We start from the raw sequence: 17,345 nt of genomic DNA, 5'->3' as shown, positions 1-17,345 counted from the left end.
TAGTGGGGATCGAAGGGGTATAGCTCAATTGGCAGAGCGTCGGTCTCCAAAACCGAAGGTTGTAGGTTCGATTCCTACTGCCCCTGCCACTTCAGGGTGGTAACAAAACAAGCCCGCCAGCCCCTGGCGGGCTTCGGCGTCTTGTAAGGCGCGATCAAATAGGCGAATTTATCTATGGCCACATCCCAGGTTGAGACGGTCACGACTGGTGCGGACAAGGCAAAGTTGTTCGCGGCAGTGGCGATTGTTCTCGCGTCCATTGCCGGTTTCTATTTGCTGGGTAAGCAAGGGCCCCTGATTCAATGGGGTCTGTTGCTGTTGGGGCTAGTGCTGGCTGTGGCGGTTTTTCTCGTTTCCGAGCATGGACGTCAGTTCGTCGGGTTTGCAAGCGATGCGTGGCGTGAGGTCAAGAAGGTTGTCTGGCCCACGCGCAAGGAAACGCTGCAAATGACGGGCTATGTGTTCGCTTTTGTGGTGGTGATGGCGCTGTTCCTTTGGTTCACGGACAAGACCTTGGAATGGGTTCTGTACGACTTGATCTTGGGCTGGAGGAAGTGATGGTGGATGCCGTGGACACGAATGGTGTGCAGCCTCCGGTGGATGTTGCGGTGAATCCAGATCTGCGCTGGTACATCGTTCATGCCTATTCTGGTATGGAGAAGGCGGTGGAGCGCAACATCCAGGAACGCATTGCGCGTGCCGGTATGCAGCAAAAGTTCGGCCGCATTCTGGTGCCCACTGAAGAAGTGGTGGAAATGAAGAATGGGCAGCGCAAGACTACCGAGCGTCGCCTTTTCCCTGGTTATGTGTTCGTCGAAATGGTGATGGACGATGACACCTGGCACTTGGTGAAGCACACCAGCAAAGTGACAGGATTCGTGGGCGGGGTGAAGAACCGCCCTGCGCCTATTTCCGAAGAAGAGGTGCAGAAGATTGTCAGCCAGATGCAGCAGGGAACGGACAAGCCGCGCCACAAGATCGAATTCATGGTGGGCGAGTTGGTGCGGGTCAAGGAAGGTCCGTTCACCGATTTCAACGGCTCCGTAGAAGAAGTGAATTACGAGAAGAACCGCTTGCGCGTTTCTGTGATGATCTTTGGCCGCTCCACCCCGGTGGAACTGGAATTTGCCCAGGTCGAAAAGACCTGAGCGTCAGTGAAGTATTCGCGCTTTTCGACTCGGTGCGATGAGAGAAGAGAGTCGGTAACCCCGGGGAGCCTGGTGAACGATCAGGCGTTAATACCCGCAAGGAGCAAACATGGCGAAAAAAATCGTCGGCTTCATCAAGCTGCAAGTGCCAGCTGGTAAGGCCAATCCCTCCCCTCCGATTGGTCCCGCGCTGGGCCAACGCGGTCTCAACATCATGGAGTTCTGCAAGGCGTTCAACGCGCAGACCCAAGGTGTCGAGCCTGGTCTGCCGCTGCCCGTGGTGATCACGGCTTTTGCAGACAAGAGCTTTACTTTCGTCATCAAGACGCCGCCCGCAACGGTGCTGATCAAGAAGGCGATCAAGCTGGACAAGGGCTCCTCCAATGCCTTGAGCACCAAGGTGGGCAAGATCACCCGTGCACAGCTCGAAGAGATCGCTAAGACCAAGCTCAAGGACATGAATGCTGCTAGCGTTGACGCGGCAGTGCGCACGCTGGCTGGTTCTGCTCGCTCGATGGGCGTGACGGTGGAGGGTCTGTAAATGGCAAAGCTGACCAAGAAGCAAAAGGCCCTGCAGGGCAAGGTGGACTCTACCAAGCTGTACGCTTTCGCTGAGGCGGTGGCTCTGGTGAAGGAAGCCGCTACTGCTAAGTTCGACGAATCCATCGATGTTGCTGTGCAACTCGGCGTGGATGCCAAGAAGTCGGACCAAGTGGTGCGTGGTGCCGTGGTGCTGCCGAATGGCACGGGCAAAACGACGCGCGTTGCCGTGTTCGCCCAAGGCGCCAAGGCAGAAGAAGCCAAGGCCGCAGGTGCCGACATCGTGGGCATGGACGACCTGGCCGCTCAGGTCAAGGCTGGAGATATGCCGTTCGACGTGGTGATCGCTGCTCCCGATGCCATGCGCGTCGTGGGTACGCTGGGCCAGATCCTGGGCCCCCGCGGTCTGATGCCGAACCCCAAGGTAGGCACGGTGACGCCGGATGTGGCGACGGCCGTGAAGAACGCGAAGGCGGGTCAGGTGCAGTTCCGTGTCGACAAGGCCGGTATCGTGCACAGCACCATTGGCCGTCGGTCGTTCGACAACGACAAGTTGCAGGGCAACCTGGCAGCTCTGATCGAAGCGCTGAACAAGGCCAAGCCTGCGACCAGCAAGGGCGTGTACCTGCGCAAGGTAGCCGTGTCGTCCACGATGGGCGTCGGCGTCCGCGTGGATACGCAGACCATCGCAGCGTAATTGCGAAATCTTCAGGCGTGGTGCCCATGAGGGCGGCAGGTCTGATGTGGTGGGCTGACAGCTCCTTTGAGGGCTGGCAGGCCATCCAAGACCGTTGGTGTGCAAGGTGCACTTAAACCTTTGGAGGCCAACGCAGATGGCGATCCCGCTGCAGATGGAATGCATGTTCCAAAACAGTTGGTCGCTGCAACAAGAGCGCGCACGGAGGCTTGTCCGAAGTGCGCATATGAAGGAGTAGACCTTGAGTCTTAATCGCAGTGAGAAAGAAGCGGTCATCAATGAAGTGACCAGCCTCGCCGCTAAAGCTCAAACGCTCGTGATCGCGGAATACCGTGGCATCACGGTGGCCGACATGACCAAACTGCGCGTGGAAGCTCGCAGCAAGGGTGTGAGCCTGAGTGTTCTGAAGAACACCCTGGCCCGCCGTGCTGTGGCTGGCAGCCAGTTTGACGTGGTGGCCGACCAGATGACCGGTCCTCTGATCTATGGCTTCTCCGAAGACGCTGTGGCCGCCGCCAAGGTGGTGGCCGATTTCGCGAAAACCAACGACAAGCTGGTGATTCGCGGCGGCGCTTTCGCAGGCAAGGCCCTGGACGTGAACGGCGTGAAGCAACTGGCCAACATTCCTACCAAGGAAGTGCTGCTGGCCCAGCTGTGTGGCTTGCTGATGTCGCCGATCTCCCGCACCGCCGTGGTGCTGGGTGCCCTGGCGGCCAAAAAAGGCGAAGGCGAGCCTGCTGCTGCCTGAGGCAGCGTGGCAATCGTCCCCCCTCTCAACCAATTGTTAGGAAATCAAAATGGCATTCGATAAAGACGCATTCTTGACCGCGCTGGACAGCATGACGGTCCTGGAACTCAATGACCTGGTGAAGGCCATTGAAGAGAAGTTCGGCGTGAGCGCTGCCGCTATGGCTGCTCCCGCTGCTGGCGGCGCTGCCGGCGGCGGTGCTGCAGCTGCTGAAGAAAAGACCGAATTCAACGTGGTGCTGGCTGACGCCGGCGCCAACAAGGTGGCGGTCATCAAGGCAGTGCGCGAAATCACCGGTCTGGGCCTCAAGGAAGCCAAGGACCTGGTGGACGGCGCTCCTAAGAACGTCAAGGAAGGCATTGCCAAGGCTGACGCCGAAGCTGCCGTCAAGAAGCTGGTGGAAGCCGGCGCCAAGGCCGAACTCAAGTAATCGACCTTGTCTCCTGGGCTGGGGGTCTTGCAAAAGGCCTCCAGCCTTTGGTGCTTATGGGACGCACTTTAGAGCGCACCAGAAAGCGGCCCCCGTGGACTGTTTTCTAGTGTCTTCTGAACCATCCGACAGCAGAAGACGCCTTGGTTCGGGCGATGTGCAACGCATCGCCGTCCGCCATGGTTGGTAGTGGCCAACCGCCAAGCCTGCAAGGTGGCCGCCTTGCAGGGCAGTCGTCGAAGATCCCATTCCATGTCCTTGCCCGGAGATCTCATGGCCCAAACATCCACGTACAGTTATACCGAACGCAAGCGCATTCGCAAGAGCTTCGGTAGCCGCGACAGTGTGCTCAAGGTCCCGTACCTGCTGCAGATGCAGCGGGATGCCTATACCGCGTTCCTGCAGGCCGACACGGCCCCGCAAAAACGCAGCATCGAAGGTTTGCAGGCTGCGTTCAATTCTGCGTTCCCCATCGTCTCCCACAACGGTTTCGTGGAGATGAAGTTCGTTGAATACAACCTGGCCAAGCCGGCGTTCGACGTGCGCGAATGCCAGACCCGCGGCTTGACTTTTGCATCGGCCGTGCGTGCCAAGGTGCAGTTGATCATCTACGACCGCGAGTCCTCGACCTCGCAGTCCAAGGTGGTCAAGGAAGTGAAGGAGCAGGAGGTCTACATGGGCGAAGTGCCCCTGATGACCGATAAGGGCTCCTTCATCATCAACGGCACCGAGCGCGTGATCGTCTCCCAGCTGCACCGCTCGCCCGGCGTGTTCTTCGAGCACGACAAGGGCAAGACCCACAGCTCGGGCAAGCTGCTGTTCTCGGCGCGCATCATCCCCTACCGCGGCTCCTGGCTGGACTTCGAATTCGATCCGAAGGACATCCTGTACTTCCGCGTGGACCGTCGCCGCAAGATGCCGGTCACGATCCTGCTCAAGGCCATCGGCCTGAACCCCGAGTCCATCCTGGCGAACTTCTTCGTCAACGACAACTTCCGCCTGATGGACAGCGGTGCTCAGCTGGAGTTCGTGCCCGAGCGCCTGCGTGGCGAGGTGGCGCGCTTCGACATCACCGACAAGGCCGGCAAGGTGATTGTGGCCAAGGACAAGCGCGTGACGGCGCGCCACACGCGTGAGCTGGAGCAGTCCGGCACCACGCACATCAGCGTGCCTGAGGACTTCCTCATCGGCCGCGTGGTGGCCCGCAACATCGTAGACGGCGACACCGGCGAGATCCTGGCCAAGGCCAACGAAGAGCTGACCGAGGCGTTGCTCAAGAAGCTGCGCGCTGCTGGCGTGCAGGACCTGCAGGTCATCTACACCAACGAACTTGACCAAGGCGCCTACATTTCGCAGACGCTGCGCATCGACGAAACCGTGGATGAATTCGCCGCGCGCGTGGCCATCTACCGCATGATGCGCCCCGGCGAGCCGCCGACCGAAGATGCCGTGCAGGCCCTGTTCCAGCGCCTGTTCTACAACCCCGACACGTACGACCTGTCGCGCGTGGGCCGCATGAAGTTCAACGCCAAGATCGGCCGCGACGAAGCCACCGGCCCGATGGTGCTGTCCAACGACGACATCCTGGCCGTGGTCAAGATCCTGGTGGACCTGCGCAACGGCAAGGGCGAGGTGGACGACATTGACCACCTGGGCAACCGCCGCGTGCGCTGCGTGGGCGAGCTGGCCGAAAACCAGTACCGCACGGGCCTGGCACGTATCGAGAAGGCCGTGAAGGAACGCCTGGGCCAGGCCGAGCAAGAGCCGCTGATGCCGCATGACCTGATCAACTCCAAGCCGATTTCCGCGGCGCTCAAGGAGTTCTTCGGTGCGTCCCAGCTGTCGCAGTTCATGGACCAGACCAACCCGCTGGCCGAGATCACGCACAAGCGCCGTGTTTCGGCCCTGGGCCCGGGCGGTCTGACCCGCGAGCGCGCCGGCTTCGAGGTGCGCGACGTGCACGTGACCCACTACGGCCGCGTGTGCCCGATCGAGACGCCTGAAGGTCCGAACATCGGTCTGATCAACTCGCTGGCCCTGTACGCGCGCCTGAACGAGTACGGCTTCATCGAGACCCCCTACCGCCGCGTGGTGGACGGCAAGGTCACGATGGAAATCGACTACCTGTCGGCCATCGAAGAAGGCAAGTACATCATCGCCCAGGCCAACGCCACGCTGGATGCCGAAGGGCGTCTGACGGGCGACCTGGTGTCGGCGCGCGAAAAGGGTGAATCGACCCTGGTATCCGCCGACCGTGTGCAGTACATGGACGTGTCGCCTGCACAGATCGTGTCGGTGGCGGCTTCGCTCGTTCCGTTCCTGGAGCACGACGACGCGAACCGCGCGCTGATGGGCGCCAACATGTCGCGCCAGGCCGTGCCGGTGCTGCGTCCCGAGAAGCCCATGGTGGGCACGGGTATCGAGCGCGTGGCGGCCGTGGACTCCGGCACCGTGGTGACGGCCAACCGTGGCGGCGTGGTGGACTATGTGGACGCCACCCGTATCGTGGTGCGTGTGAACGACGACGAAGCCGTGGCCGGTGAAGTCGGCGTGGACATCTACAACCTCATCAAGTACCAGCGCTCCAACCAGAACACCAACATCCACCAGCGCCCCATCGTCAAGAAGGGCGACAAGCTGGCCAAGGGTGACGTGATTGCCGACGGCGCTTCGACCGACCTGGGCGAGATCGCCATCGGCCAGAACATGCTGATCGCGTTCATGCCCTGGAACGGCTACAACTTCGAGGACTCGATCCTGATCAGCGAGCGCGTGGTGGCCGAAGACCGCTACACCTCGATCCACATCGAGGAGTTGGTGGTGATGGCCCGCGACACGAAGCTGGGCGCGGAAGAAATCACCCGCGACATCCCGAACCTGTCCGAGCAGCAGCTGAACCGTCTGGACGAGTCCGGCATCATCTACGTGGGCGCCGAAGTGCAGCCCGGCGACACGCTGGTCGGCAAGGTCACGCCCAAGGGCGAAACCACCCTCACGCCTGAAGAGAAACTGCTGCGCGCCATCTTCGGCGAGAAGGCGTCCGATGTGAAGGACACCTCGCTGCGCGTGGACCAGGGCTCGCAGGGCACGGTGATCGACGTGCAGGTGTTCACCCGTGAAGGCATCCAGCGCGACAAGCGCGCCCAGCAGATCATCGACGATGAACTCAAGCGCTTCCGCCTGGACCTGAACGACCAGTTGCGCATCGTGGAGGCCGACGCGTTCGACCGTATCGAGAAGCTGCTGACCGGCCGCGTGGCCAACGGCGGCCCGCAAAAACTCGCCAAGGGTACGAAGATCGACAAGGCCTACCTGGCCTCGGTGGAGAAGTTCCACTGGTTCGACATCCGCCCCGCCGAGGAAGAGGTCGCCACGCAGCTGGAGTCCATCAAGAACGCGCTGGAGCAGACCCGCCACAGCTTCGACCTGGCTTTTGAAGAAAAGCGCAAGAAGCTCACCCAAGGCGACGAACTGCCCGCGGGCGTGCTGAAGATGGTCAAGGTGTACCTGGCCGTCAAGCGCCGCCTGCAGCCTGGCGACAAGATGGCCGGCCGCCACGGCAACAAGGGCGTGGTGTCCAAGATCGTTCCGGTCGAAGACATGCCCTACATGGCCGACGGCACCCCCGCCGACATCGTGCTCAACCCGCTGGGCGTGCCTTCGCGCATGAACATCGGCCAGGTGCTGGAAGTTCACCTGGGCTGGGCCGGCAAGGGCATGGGCCAGCGCATCGGCGACATGCTGCAGCGCGAGGCCAAGACGGCTGAGCTGCGCAAGTTCCTGGAAGAGATCTACAACTCGCGCGGCCGCAAGGAAGACCTGTCGCAGTTGAGCGATGACGAAATCCTGGCCATGGCGCGCGAGCTGACCTCGGGCGTTCCCTTCGCATCGCCCGTGTTCGACGGCGCGTCCGAAGAGGAAATCAAGGACATGCTCAAGTTGGCCTACCCGGACGACCTCGCCCAGGCCAAGGGCCTGACCGAGACGCGCACGCAGGCGTACCTGTACGACGGCCGCACGGGCGAGCGTTTCGAGCGCCCGACGACCGTGGGCTACATGCACTACCTGAAGCTGCACCACTTGGTGGACGACAAGATGCACGCCCGCTCGACCGGTCCGTACTCGCTCGTCACGCAGCAACCGCTGGGCGGCAAGGCGCAGTTCGGTGGCCAGCGCTTCGGGGAGATGGAAGTGTGGGCGCTGGAAGCCTACGGCGCCGCCTACGTGCTGCAGGAAATGCTGACGGTGAAGTCCGACGACGTGCAGGGCCGTACCAAGGTGTACGAGAACATCGTCAAGGGCGAACACGCGATCGAAGCCGGCATGCCGGAGTCGTTCAACGTGCTGGTCAAGGAAATCCGTTCGCTGGGCCTGGACATCGAGTTGGAACGTTCCTGAGCAGGATCGAGTTTTTAAAAAAGTGAGCGGCTGGCGCTCACCTCGTCTGGGTTTGCAAATGTTTTGTGCTGCAAATCCTTATGTGGCAAGCGCCAGCAGCTATGTTTTTAGGTGAAAAGGAAAGAGTCACATGAAATCGCTACTCGACCTGTTCAAGCAATTCACGCCCGATGAGCATTTCGATGCCATCAAGATCGGCATGGCTTCGCCCGAGAAGATCCGTTCGTGGTCCTTCGGCGAAGTGAAGAAGCCCGAGACCATCAACTACCGCACGTTCAAGCCCGAGCGCGACGGCCTGTTCTGCGCCAAGATTTTCGGGCCCATCAAGGACTACGAATGCCTGTGCGGCAAGTACAAGCGCCTGAAGCACCGCGGCGTGATCTGCGAAAAGTGCGGCGTTGAAGTCACGCAGACCAAGGTGCGCCGCGAGCGCATGGGCCATATCGACCTGGCCGCGCCCTGCGCCCACATCTGGTTCCTGAAGTCGCTGCCTTCGCGCCTGGGCCTGGTGCTCGACATGACACTGCGCGACATCGAGCGCGTGCTGTACTTCGAAGCCTACGTGGTCACCGACCCCGGCATGACCCCGCTGAAGAAGTTCGGCATCATGTCCGAGGACGACTACGACGCCAAGCGCAAGGAATACGGCGACGAGTTCGTCGCCAAGATGGGCGCCGAGGGCATCAAGGAGCTGCTGGAAGGCATCGACATCGAGATCGAGATCGAGAAGCTGCGCGGCGACCTGACGGGCTCCGAAGTCAAGGTCAAGAAGAACGCCAAGCGCCTGAAGGTGCTGGAGGCCTTCAAGAAGTCCGGCATCAAGCCCGAGTGGATGATCCTGGAAGTGCTGCCCGTGCTGCCGCCGGACCTGCGTCCGCTGGTGCCGCTGGACGGTGGCCGCTTCGCCACGTCGGACCTGAACGACCTGTACCGCCGCGTCATCAACCGCAACTCGCGCCTGCGCCGCCTGCTGGAGCTGAAGGCGCCCGAGATCATTGCGCGCAACGAAAAGCGCATGCTGCAGGAAGCCGTGGACAGCCTGCTGGACAACGGCCGCCGCGGCAAGGCGATGACGGGCGCCAACAAGCGCGCGCTGAAGTCCCTGGCCGACATGATCAAGGGCAAGTCGGGCCGCTTCCGCCAGAACCTGCTGGGCAAGCGTGTGGACTACTCGGGCCGTTCCGTGATCACCGTGGGTCCGACGCTCAAGCTGCACCAGTGCGGCCTGCCCAAGCTGATGGCCCTGGAGCTGTTCAAGCCCTTCATCTTCTCGCGCCTGGAGGCCATGGGCATTGCCACGACCATCAAGGCCGCCAAGAAGGAAGTTGAAGCCGGCACGCCCGTGGTGTGGGACATCCTGGAAGAGGTCATCAAGGAACACCCGGTGATGCTCAACCGTGCGCCCACGCTGCACCGTCTGGGCATCCAGGCGTTCGAGCCCATCCTGATCGAAGGCAAGGCCATCCAGTTGCACCCGCTGGTCTGCGCCGCGTTCAACGCCGACTTCGACGGTGACCAGATGGCCGTGCACGTGCCGCTGTCGGTGGAAGCGCAGCTGGAAGCCCGCACGCTGATGCTGGCGTCCAACAACGTGCTGTTCCCCGCGTCCGGCGAGCCCTCCATCGTGCCCTCGCAGGACGTGGTGCTGGGCCTGTACCACGCCACCCGCGAGAAGATCAACGGCAAGGGCGAAGGCCTGGTGTTCGCCGACACCGGCGAAGTCCAGCGCGCGCTGGATGCGGGCGAGGCCGAGCTGCACGCCAAGATCAGCGTGCGCCTGACCGAGTGGACCAAGGACAAGGCGACGGGTGAGTTCGTGCCCGAGACCAAGCTCGTGGACACCACCGTGGGCCGTGCGCTGCTGTCGGAAATCCTGCCCAAGGGCCTGCCCTTCAGCAACCTGAACAAGGCGCTGAAGAAGAAGGAAATCTCCAAGCTCATCAACGCGTCGTTCCGCAAGTGCGGCCTGAAGGACACCGTGGTGTTCGCCGACAAGCTGCTGCAAAACGGCTTCCGCCTGGCCACGCACGCGGGCTTTTCCGTGGCGATCGACGACATGCTGGTGCCGCCGCAAAAGGCCGAGATCCTGGCCCGCGCCGAAGCCGAGGTGAAGGAGATCGAGCAGCAGTACGTCTCCGGTCTGGTGACGGCCGGCGAGCGCTACAACAAGGTGGTGGACATCTGGGGCAAGGCCGGCGACGACGTGTCCAAGGTGATGATGGACCAGCTCAAGGTCCAGAAGACCATCGACCGCAACGGCAAGGAAGTGAACGAGGAATCGTTCAACGCCATCTACATGATGGCCGACTCCGGCGCCCGCGGCTCGGCGGCCCAGATCCGTCAGCTGGCCGGTATGCGCGGCCTGATGGCCAAGCCCGATGGCTCGATCATCGAGACGCCTATCACCGCGAACTTCCGCGAAGGCCTGAACGTGTTGCAGTACTTCATCTCCACCCACGGCGCCCGTAAGGGCCTGGCGGATACGGCGTTGAAGACCGCGAACTCGGGTTACCTGACCCGTCGCCTGGTGGACGTGACGCAGGACCTGGTGGTGACCGAGGACGACTGCGGCACCTCGAATGGTTCGCTGATGCGCGCCATCGTCGAGGGCGGTGAAGTCATCGAGTCCCTGCGCGACCGTATCCTGGGCCGTACCGCGGCCGAGGAAGTGCTGCACCCCGAAACGCGTGCCGTGCTGGCGCAGCCGGGCCGGATGCTCGATGAAGACCTGATCGAAGAGCTCGAAGCCGCAGGCGTGGACGAAGTGAAGGTGCGTACCGCGCTGACCTGCGAAACCCGCTACGGCCTGTGCGCCAAGTGCTACGGCCGCGACCTGGGCCGCGGCGGCCTGATCAACCTCGGCGAAGCCGTGGGCGTGATCGCCGCGCAGTCCATCGGCGAGCCCGGCACGCAGCTGACCATGCGTACGTTCCACATCGGTGGTGCGGCATCGCGTGCGGCGGTGGCGTCCAGTGTGGAAGCCAAGTCCAACGGCATCATCGGCTTCAACGCCACGATGCGCTACGTGACCAACACCAAGGGCGAGCTGGTGGTGATTGCGCGCTCGGGTGAAATCATCATCCAGGACGAGCACGGCCGCGAGCGCGAGCGCCACAAGGTGCCGTACGGCGCGACGCTGACGGTGAAGGCCGACCAGGCCATCAAGGCCGGCACCATCCTCGCCAACTGGGACCCGCTGACGCGCCCGATCATCACCGAGTACGCAGGTACGGTGAAGTTCGAGAACGTCGAGGAAGGCCTCACGGTGGCCAAGCAGGTGGACGAGGTCACGGGCCTGTCCACGCTGGTGGTGATCGACCCCAAGCGCCGCGGCTCTGCCAAGGTGGTGCGTCCGCAGGTGAAGCTGGTGGACGCCGATGGCAAGGAGGTGAAGATCCCCGGTACCGACCACTCGGTGACGATCGGCTTCCAGGTCGGCGCGCTGATCCAGGTGCGCGACGGCCAGGAAGTGGGCCCCGGCGAAGTGCTGGCCCGCATCCCGATGGAAGGCCAGAAGACCCGCGACATTACCGGCGGTCTGCCGCGCGTGGCCGAGCTCTTTGAAGCCCGCAGCCCCAAGGACAAGGGCATGCTGGCCGAGATGACCGGCACGATCTCCTTCGGCAAGGAAACCAAGGGCAAGGTGCGCCTGCAGATCACCGATCCGGACGGCAAGGTCTGGGACGAGCTGGTGCCCAAGGAAAAGAACGTGCTGGTCCACGAAGGCCAGGTGGTCAACAAGGGCGAGCTGATCGTCGACGGCCCGGCCGATCCGCAGGACATCTTGCGCCTGCTGGGCATCGAGGAGCTGTCGCGCTACATCGTTGACGAAGTGCAGGACGTGTACCGCTTGCAGGGTGTGAAGATCAACGACAAGCACATCGAGGTGATCGTGCGCCAGATGCTGCGCCGCGTCGTGGTCGAGAACCCGGGCGAGTCCACCTACATCGCCGGCGAGCAGGTGGAGCGTTCCGAGATCCTCAACACCAACGAGGCGCTGCAGGCCGAAGGCAAGCTCCCTGCCACGTACTCCAACGTGCTGCTGGGCATCACCAAGGCGTCGCTGTCCACCGACTCGTTCATTTCCGCCGCGTCGTTCCAGGAAACGACCCGCGTGCTCACCGAGGCTGCCATCATGGGCAAGCGCGACGAGCTGCGCGGCCTGAAGGAGAACGTGATCGTGGGCCGTCTGATCCCCGCCGGCACGGGCTTGGCTTACCACCAGGCGCGCAAGGCCAAGGACGCCATGGACGAGGCCGAGCGCCGCGCCATCGCAGATGCCGAAGCCGCCGAGCTGGCCTCTGCCGGCACCGACGACGCAGCCGCCGAGATCGACGGCAGCGCCGACACGGCTGATTAAGCCGTTGCCAGTCCCGCCTCTCGCATGCGGGTACTGAACGCTCCCGGCTTGCCCATCCGGCAGGCCGGGAGTTTCTTTTTTGTCGTGTTACCAATCCCTCGGTTGGCAGGGGCCGTGCCCGCTGGCGCGAAGCCCCGGCTGTGAACATGTTGACCACCTGGATACTTCTCGCCCTGTTCCTGTTCTGGGCCGTGGGCGCCTACAACCGGCTCATCCGCCTGCGATCCGCGGCGCTGCAGGCCTTTGGCGGGCTGGACACCCACATGGTGCGCTGGATTGCCCTGCTGGGTGAGTACGAGGCTGCGCACGGTGCCCCTGGCGCGGTCCAGGCCATCGTGGGCGACGAACCGGCGCCGGCGGCGGGCGCGCATGACGCCCATGCCGCCCTTTGGGCCGCGGCCACGCAACTCGGCGCCTCGCTGGCAGTAGCACGCGCGCGCCCGCTGGACAGCGGCGCCGCCGCCGCCCTGGCGGCCGCATCGCAGGTGCTGGAGAACGCCTGGCAGACCGTTGTGCGCGAAGCCGCGCAGGTGAGCGAAGGTGTGGCACCCCCTGCACTCGCCCCATGGGTGGTGCGGCGCGAACAGGTGGCGCTGCACAGCGACGAGGCGCGCCGCCTGTTCAACGATGCCGTGGCTCAGTACAACCATGCCATCGCCCAGTTTCCCGCCAGCCTGCTGGCGTGGCTGTTCGGCTTCAAGAAGGCGCAGACGCTGTGAACAAGCCTACTTCCATCCCGACGCAGGGGGCTCCCGCGGTTGCGTTGAGCCAGTTGCTGGACGCCACCGCCTTGGCGCTGCAGGCGGTGCGCGCAGGACAGTCGGGCACCGTGGCGCTGGAGACCACGGCTGCCGCGCTGCGCCCCGGCGTGCAGGCGCTGCTGTTCCAGGTGCTGCGCCACCTGGGGCGCGCGCAGGCCTTGCGCCGCCAGCTGGCACCCCGCAACCCGCCGCCGCGGGTGGATGCGCTGCTGTGCACCGCCCTGGCACTGGCCTGGGACCCGCAGACCGCTCCCTACGCGCCGTTCACCCTGGTCAACCAGGCGGTCGAGGCCGCCAAGCGCCACCCGGCGACGCGGGCGCAGGCGTCTTTCGTCAACGCCTGCCTGCGGCGCTTCCTGCGTGAGCGCGACGCGCTGGTGGCCGCCACGCAGGGCGACGAGGTCGCCGTGTGGAACCATCCCGCATGGTGGATCCAGCGCCTGCGCCGCGACCACCCTGATCAGTGGCAGCAGATCCTGCAGGCGAACAATGCGCCCGCGCCCATGGTGCTGCGGATTTCTAAGTCAAAAAGCACTCCAGCGCTTTACCAGCAAGCGTTAGAAGCTATCAATATTGAAGCTATGGCGGTAGGCTCCGAAGGGCTGGCGCTGGCACGCCCCGTGCCGGTGCAGCAACTGCCTGGCTTTGCAGAGGGTGTTGTCTCGGTGCAGGATGCCGCCGCGCAGATGGCGGCGCCGCTGCTGCTCAACGGGCTGGACGCCGCGCAGCCGCTGCGCGTGCTGGATGCCTGCGCCGCCCCCGGCGGCAAGACCGCCCATTTGCTGGAATGGGCCGCCGCACTGCGGGCCCCTTGGCGGGTCACCGCGTTGGAGGTGGATGCGGCACGCGCCGAGCGCATCCATGACAACCTGCATCGCCTGGGGCTGAGCGCCCAGGTGCTGGTGGCCGATGCCGCCGTGCCCGCCGACTGGTGGCAGCAGGCCAGCGGTGGTGAGCCGTTCGACGCGATCTTGCTCGACGCGCCCTGTACCGCCTCGGGCATCGTGCGCCGCCATCCCGACGTGCGCTGGCTGCGGCGCGAGAGCGACGTGGCCCAGCTGGCCGCGCAGCAGTCGCGTCTGCTGGCGGCGCTGTGGCCGCTGCTGCGCCCTGGCGGGCGGCTGCTGTATTGCACCTGTTCGGTGTTCCGGGCCGAGGGCGACGGGCAGATCGCAGCGTTTCTTGCGCACAACACTGACGCACGCCTGCTGCCGTCGCCGGGCCATTTATTCCCCGGCAGCCCAGACAAGCGCGACGGGCTCCGTGACAATGGGCCGGGTGAACACGACGGTTTCTTTTACGCCCTGTTGCACAAGGCCCCCGCCTGAACGTGCCGGTCTGCGCAGGCCGGGCTGGCTGTGGGCCGCGCTGGTTTGTCTGCTGGCGCTGTGGATCGCGGCCATTCCCGCCGCCCACGCCCAACAGCACGGCGAGATTGTTGAACTGCAACTCGACCCGCTGCCCGAGGGACTGTATCTGTCGGCCACGCTGCAGCTGGAACTCCCCGAACTCGTCAAGGATGCGCTCTACAAGGGCATTTCCGTGTTCTTCATCACCGAGGCCGAGGTGGTGCGCCAGCGCTGGTACTGGTCCGACAAAGTGGTGGCGCAGGCCAGCCGTTTTCTGCGGTTGAGCTACCAGCCCCTTACGCGGCGCTGGCGTGTGGTGCAGTCGTCCACGCCCTTTGCACCGTCGGGCCTGGGCGTGTCGCTGGGCCAGAATTTCGACACGCTGCAGGATGCGCTGGCATCGATGCAGCGCATCGCGCGCTGGAAGATCGCCGACGAGGGGCAGGTCGATGAAGGCGTGACCTACGTCATGAACTTCCAGTTCCGGCTGGATACCTCGCAGTTGCCCCGCCCCTTGCAGATCGGTGCGGTGGGCCGCTCGGGCTGGAACATGGTGCTTGCGCGCAGCGTGCCGCTGAGCGTGGTGGAGGCTGCGCGGTGAAAGCGGGCGATCCGCGTCCCGCGGGTTCGGCCCGCCGCGCAGAGACACGCGCACGCGCCGTGCGATGGGCGCTGGGCCTCGGCACGGGGCTGATGTGCGCCATCGCATTGGTGCTGCTGTTCCTGCTGACGCTGGCCACCAACAACCGTGACCTGTACGAACGCAACTTCGCCTGGCTGCTGGGCGTGAACGTACTGGTGGCGCTGGTGCTGCTGGCCGTGTTGGTCTGGGGCGCCCTGCGCCTGGTGGTGCGCCTGAGGCGGGGGCGCTTCGGCAGCCGGCTGCTGCTCAAGCTCGCGGGCATCTTCGGGCTGGTGGGCGTGATCCCCGGACTGCTGATCTACGTGGTGTCCTACCAGTTCGTCTCGCGCTCCATCGAGAGCTGGTTCGACGTCAAGGTCGAGGGCGCGCTGACCGCCGGTGTGAGCCTGGCGCGCGTCACGCTCGACACCATTGCCAGCGACCTGGCCTCCAAGACGCGCACCGCCAGCAGCCAGTTGGCCCAGGTGCCCGATGCGGCCGCGGGCCTGGTGCTGGAGCGCATGCGGGACCAGTTGGGGGCCACCGACCTCGTGCTGTGGAACGCCGCGGGCCAGCCCGTCGCCGGCACCGGGCAATCGCGCTACATGCTCAACCCCGAGCGGCCAAGCGCGCAGCAGTTCCGCATGGCGCGGCAAGACCGCGTCACCTTCCAGATCGAGGGCCTGGACGACATCACCGACCCGCTGGCCGCGGAGAACGCGCGCGTGCGCGCGCTGGTGCTGGTGGCCAACCCCGGCGTGGGTCTGCTGGCCGAGCCGCGCTTCGTGCAGGCCACCGTGCCCTTACCCCAGGCGCTGGTCGCCAACGCCATTGCGGTGCAGGAAGCAAACCGCGAATACCAGGAACGCGCGCTGGCGCGCGGCGGGCTGCGGCGCATGTACATCGGCACGCTGACGCTGAGCCTGTTCCTTGCCGTCTTTGGCGCGGTGCTGCTCGCCGTGGTGATGGGCAACCAGCTTGCGCGGCCCCTGCTGGTGCTGGCCGACGGCGTGCGCGAGGTGGCGGCAGGCAACCTGTCGCCCAAGGCCGCGCTGCAGACCAAGGACGAGTTGGGCGGGCTGACGCGCTCTTTTGCCCTGATGACGCAGCAGCTCGCGGACGCCCGCGGCACGGTCGAGCAAAGCCTGAACGCGCTGGAAGCCGCGCGCGGGCACCTGCAGACCATCCTGGACAACCTCACGTCGGGAGTCATCGTGCTGGATGAAAAAGGCATCGTCCAGTCGTCCAACCCCGGTGCGACCCGCGTCCTGCGCGCGCCGCTGGCGGCCTACGAAGGACGGCCGCTGGCTGAGGTGCCGGGGCTGGCGGATTTCGCGGCGGCCGTGCAGCGGCACTTCGATACCTTTTTGCAGGATCGTGACCACCACGGTCTGGACCACTGGCAGCAGACCTTTGAGCTGCACGCGGCGGGCGGTGGCGTCACCACGCAAGGCACCAGCCTGGTGGCGCGCGGTGCGCAACTGCCCAACGAGGCGCGGCTGCTGGTGTTCGACGACATCTCCGAAATCGTCTCCGCGCAGCGCGCCCAGGCGTGGGGCGAGGTCGCTCGGCGTCTGGCGCACGAGATCAAGAACCCGCTGACGCCGATCCAGCTCTCGGCCGAGCGTCTGGAGATCAAGCTCTCGGGCAAGCTGCCTGCGGCAGAGCAGGCTGTGCTGACCAAGTCGGTGAAGACCATCGTGGACCAGGTGGATGCGATGAAACGGCTGGTCAATGAATTCCGCGACTACGCGCGCCTGCCGTCTGCGGAACTGCACACGCTGGACCTGAACGCACTGGTTGCCGATGTGCTGCATTTGTATGGCGCCGAGACCGCGCAGGTGCCGGTCGAGGCCGAGTTGGACCCGCGCTGCCCCGCGATCTCGGGCGATGCCCAGCAATTGCGCCAAGTGGTGCACAACCTGCTGCAGAACGCCCAGGACGCGACACAGCAGGCGGCCGAGCAGGGGGGCGTTCCACCGCCGCCCGTGCGCATCAGCACACGCTGGAGTGCATCCGCGCAACGTGTGCGGCTGACGGTGTCGGACTGCGGGCCGGGCTTTCCTCCACACATCCTGCAGCGCGCCTTCGAGCCCTACGTCACGACCAAGCCTCGGGGCACCGGGCTGGGACTGGCCGTCGTCAAAAAAATCGCGGATGAACATCGCGCGCGGATCGATCTGGTCAACCGCGTGGAAGACGGCGTGGTGAAGGGCGCACAAGTGTCGCTATCATTCGCCCCTGAATCGGCGGTGGCGCTCTAACAACACCGCACGTGCAGCAAGGGTGCAT

The 17,345-nt window shown here is 64.4% G+C and carries 12 protein-coding genes and 1 tRNA gene; all 13 read left to right on the top strand.

Annotated features, from left to right (window positions below; all coding sequences use genetic code 11):
* The first annotated feature begins 13 nt into the window (after positions 1–13).
* The 13 genes from AC1PPL_RS12550 to AC1PPL_RS12490 all read left to right on the top strand — a co-directional run bounded on the left by AC1PPL_RS12550 (position 14) and on the right by AC1PPL_RS12490 (position 17,317).
* Positions 14–89, top strand: a tRNA-Trp gene (locus tag AC1PPL_RS12550).
* An 85-nt stretch (positions 90–174) separates the two neighbouring features.
* Positions 175–558: a preprotein translocase subunit SecE gene (gene secE, locus AC1PPL_RS12545; protein WP_287741277.1), complete on the top strand. Its 384-nt coding sequence runs from the start codon at positions 175–177 to the stop codon at positions 556–558.
* Complete coding sequence (gene nusG / locus AC1PPL_RS12540; RefSeq protein WP_015914494.1) at positions 558–1,148, top strand: transcription termination/antitermination protein NusG; 591 nt, start codon at positions 558–560, stop codon at positions 1,146–1,148. The genes secE and nusG overlap by 1 nt, the downstream gene beginning before the upstream one ends.
* A 109-nt stretch (positions 1,149–1,257) precedes the next feature.
* Positions 1,258–1,689: a 50S ribosomal protein L11 gene (gene rplK, locus AC1PPL_RS12535; protein WP_011806988.1), complete on the top strand. Its 432-nt coding sequence runs from the start codon at positions 1,258–1,260 to the stop codon at positions 1,687–1,689.
* On the top strand, positions 1,690–2,385 hold the full coding sequence (rplA, locus tag AC1PPL_RS12530) for a 50S ribosomal protein L1 (protein ID WP_011806987.1): 696 nt from the start codon (positions 1,690–1,692) through the stop codon (positions 2,383–2,385).
* A 241-nt stretch (positions 2,386–2,626) separates the two neighbouring features.
* Entirely contained in the window at positions 2,627–3,133 is a 507-nt protein-coding gene (gene rplJ, locus AC1PPL_RS12525; protein ID WP_011806986.1) for a 50S ribosomal protein L10, read from the top strand.
* A 49-nt stretch (positions 3,134–3,182) separates the two neighbouring features.
* On the top strand, positions 3,183–3,563 hold the full coding sequence (rplL, locus tag AC1PPL_RS12520; protein WP_015914493.1) for a 50S ribosomal protein L7/L12: 381 nt from the start codon (positions 3,183–3,185) through the stop codon (positions 3,561–3,563).
* 273 nt (positions 3,564–3,836) lie between these two features.
* Positions 3,837–7,961, top strand: a complete 4,125-nt coding sequence (rpoB, locus tag AC1PPL_RS12515) for a DNA-directed RNA polymerase subunit beta (RefSeq protein WP_088888203.1) — start codon at positions 3,837–3,839, stop codon at positions 7,959–7,961.
* 130 nt (positions 7,962–8,091) lie between these two features.
* A complete protein-coding gene (rpoC, locus tag AC1PPL_RS12510) occupies positions 8,092–12,321 on the top strand; it encodes a DNA-directed RNA polymerase subunit beta' (RefSeq protein WP_479973399.1) in 4,230 nt (1,409 codons plus the stop codon).
* Between the two features lie 146 nt (positions 12,322–12,467).
* Positions 12,468–13,040, top strand: a complete 573-nt coding sequence (locus tag AC1PPL_RS12505; RefSeq protein ID WP_041838907.1) for a LemA family protein — start codon at positions 12,468–12,470, stop codon at positions 13,038–13,040.
* Positions 13,037–14,410 (top strand): 16S rRNA (cytosine(967)-C(5))-methyltransferase RsmB, encoded by a 1,374-nt coding sequence (gene rsmB, locus AC1PPL_RS12500; protein WP_479973398.1) that lies wholly within the window; start codon positions 13,037–13,039, stop codon positions 14,408–14,410. Before AC1PPL_RS12505 ends, rsmB begins: the two co-directional genes overlap by 4 nt.
* On the top strand, positions 14,361–15,032 hold the full coding sequence (locus AC1PPL_RS12495; protein WP_011806980.1) for a DUF4390 domain-containing protein: 672 nt from the start codon (positions 14,361–14,363) through the stop codon (positions 15,030–15,032). Before rsmB ends, AC1PPL_RS12495 begins: the two co-directional genes overlap by 50 nt.
* Positions 15,029–17,317, top strand: coding sequence for a sensor histidine kinase (locus AC1PPL_RS12490; protein ID WP_479973397.1), 2,289 nt, complete (start codon positions 15,029–15,031; stop codon positions 17,315–17,317). Before AC1PPL_RS12495 ends, AC1PPL_RS12490 begins: the two co-directional genes overlap by 4 nt.
* The last annotated feature ends 28 nt before the right edge of the window (positions 17,318–17,345 follow it).

It is taken from the genome of Diaphorobacter sp. B2A2W2, from assembly GCF_056730635.1.
The sequence above is the reverse complement of the archived record's forward strand: the minus strand, read 5'-3'. Positions and strand labels throughout refer to the sequence as shown.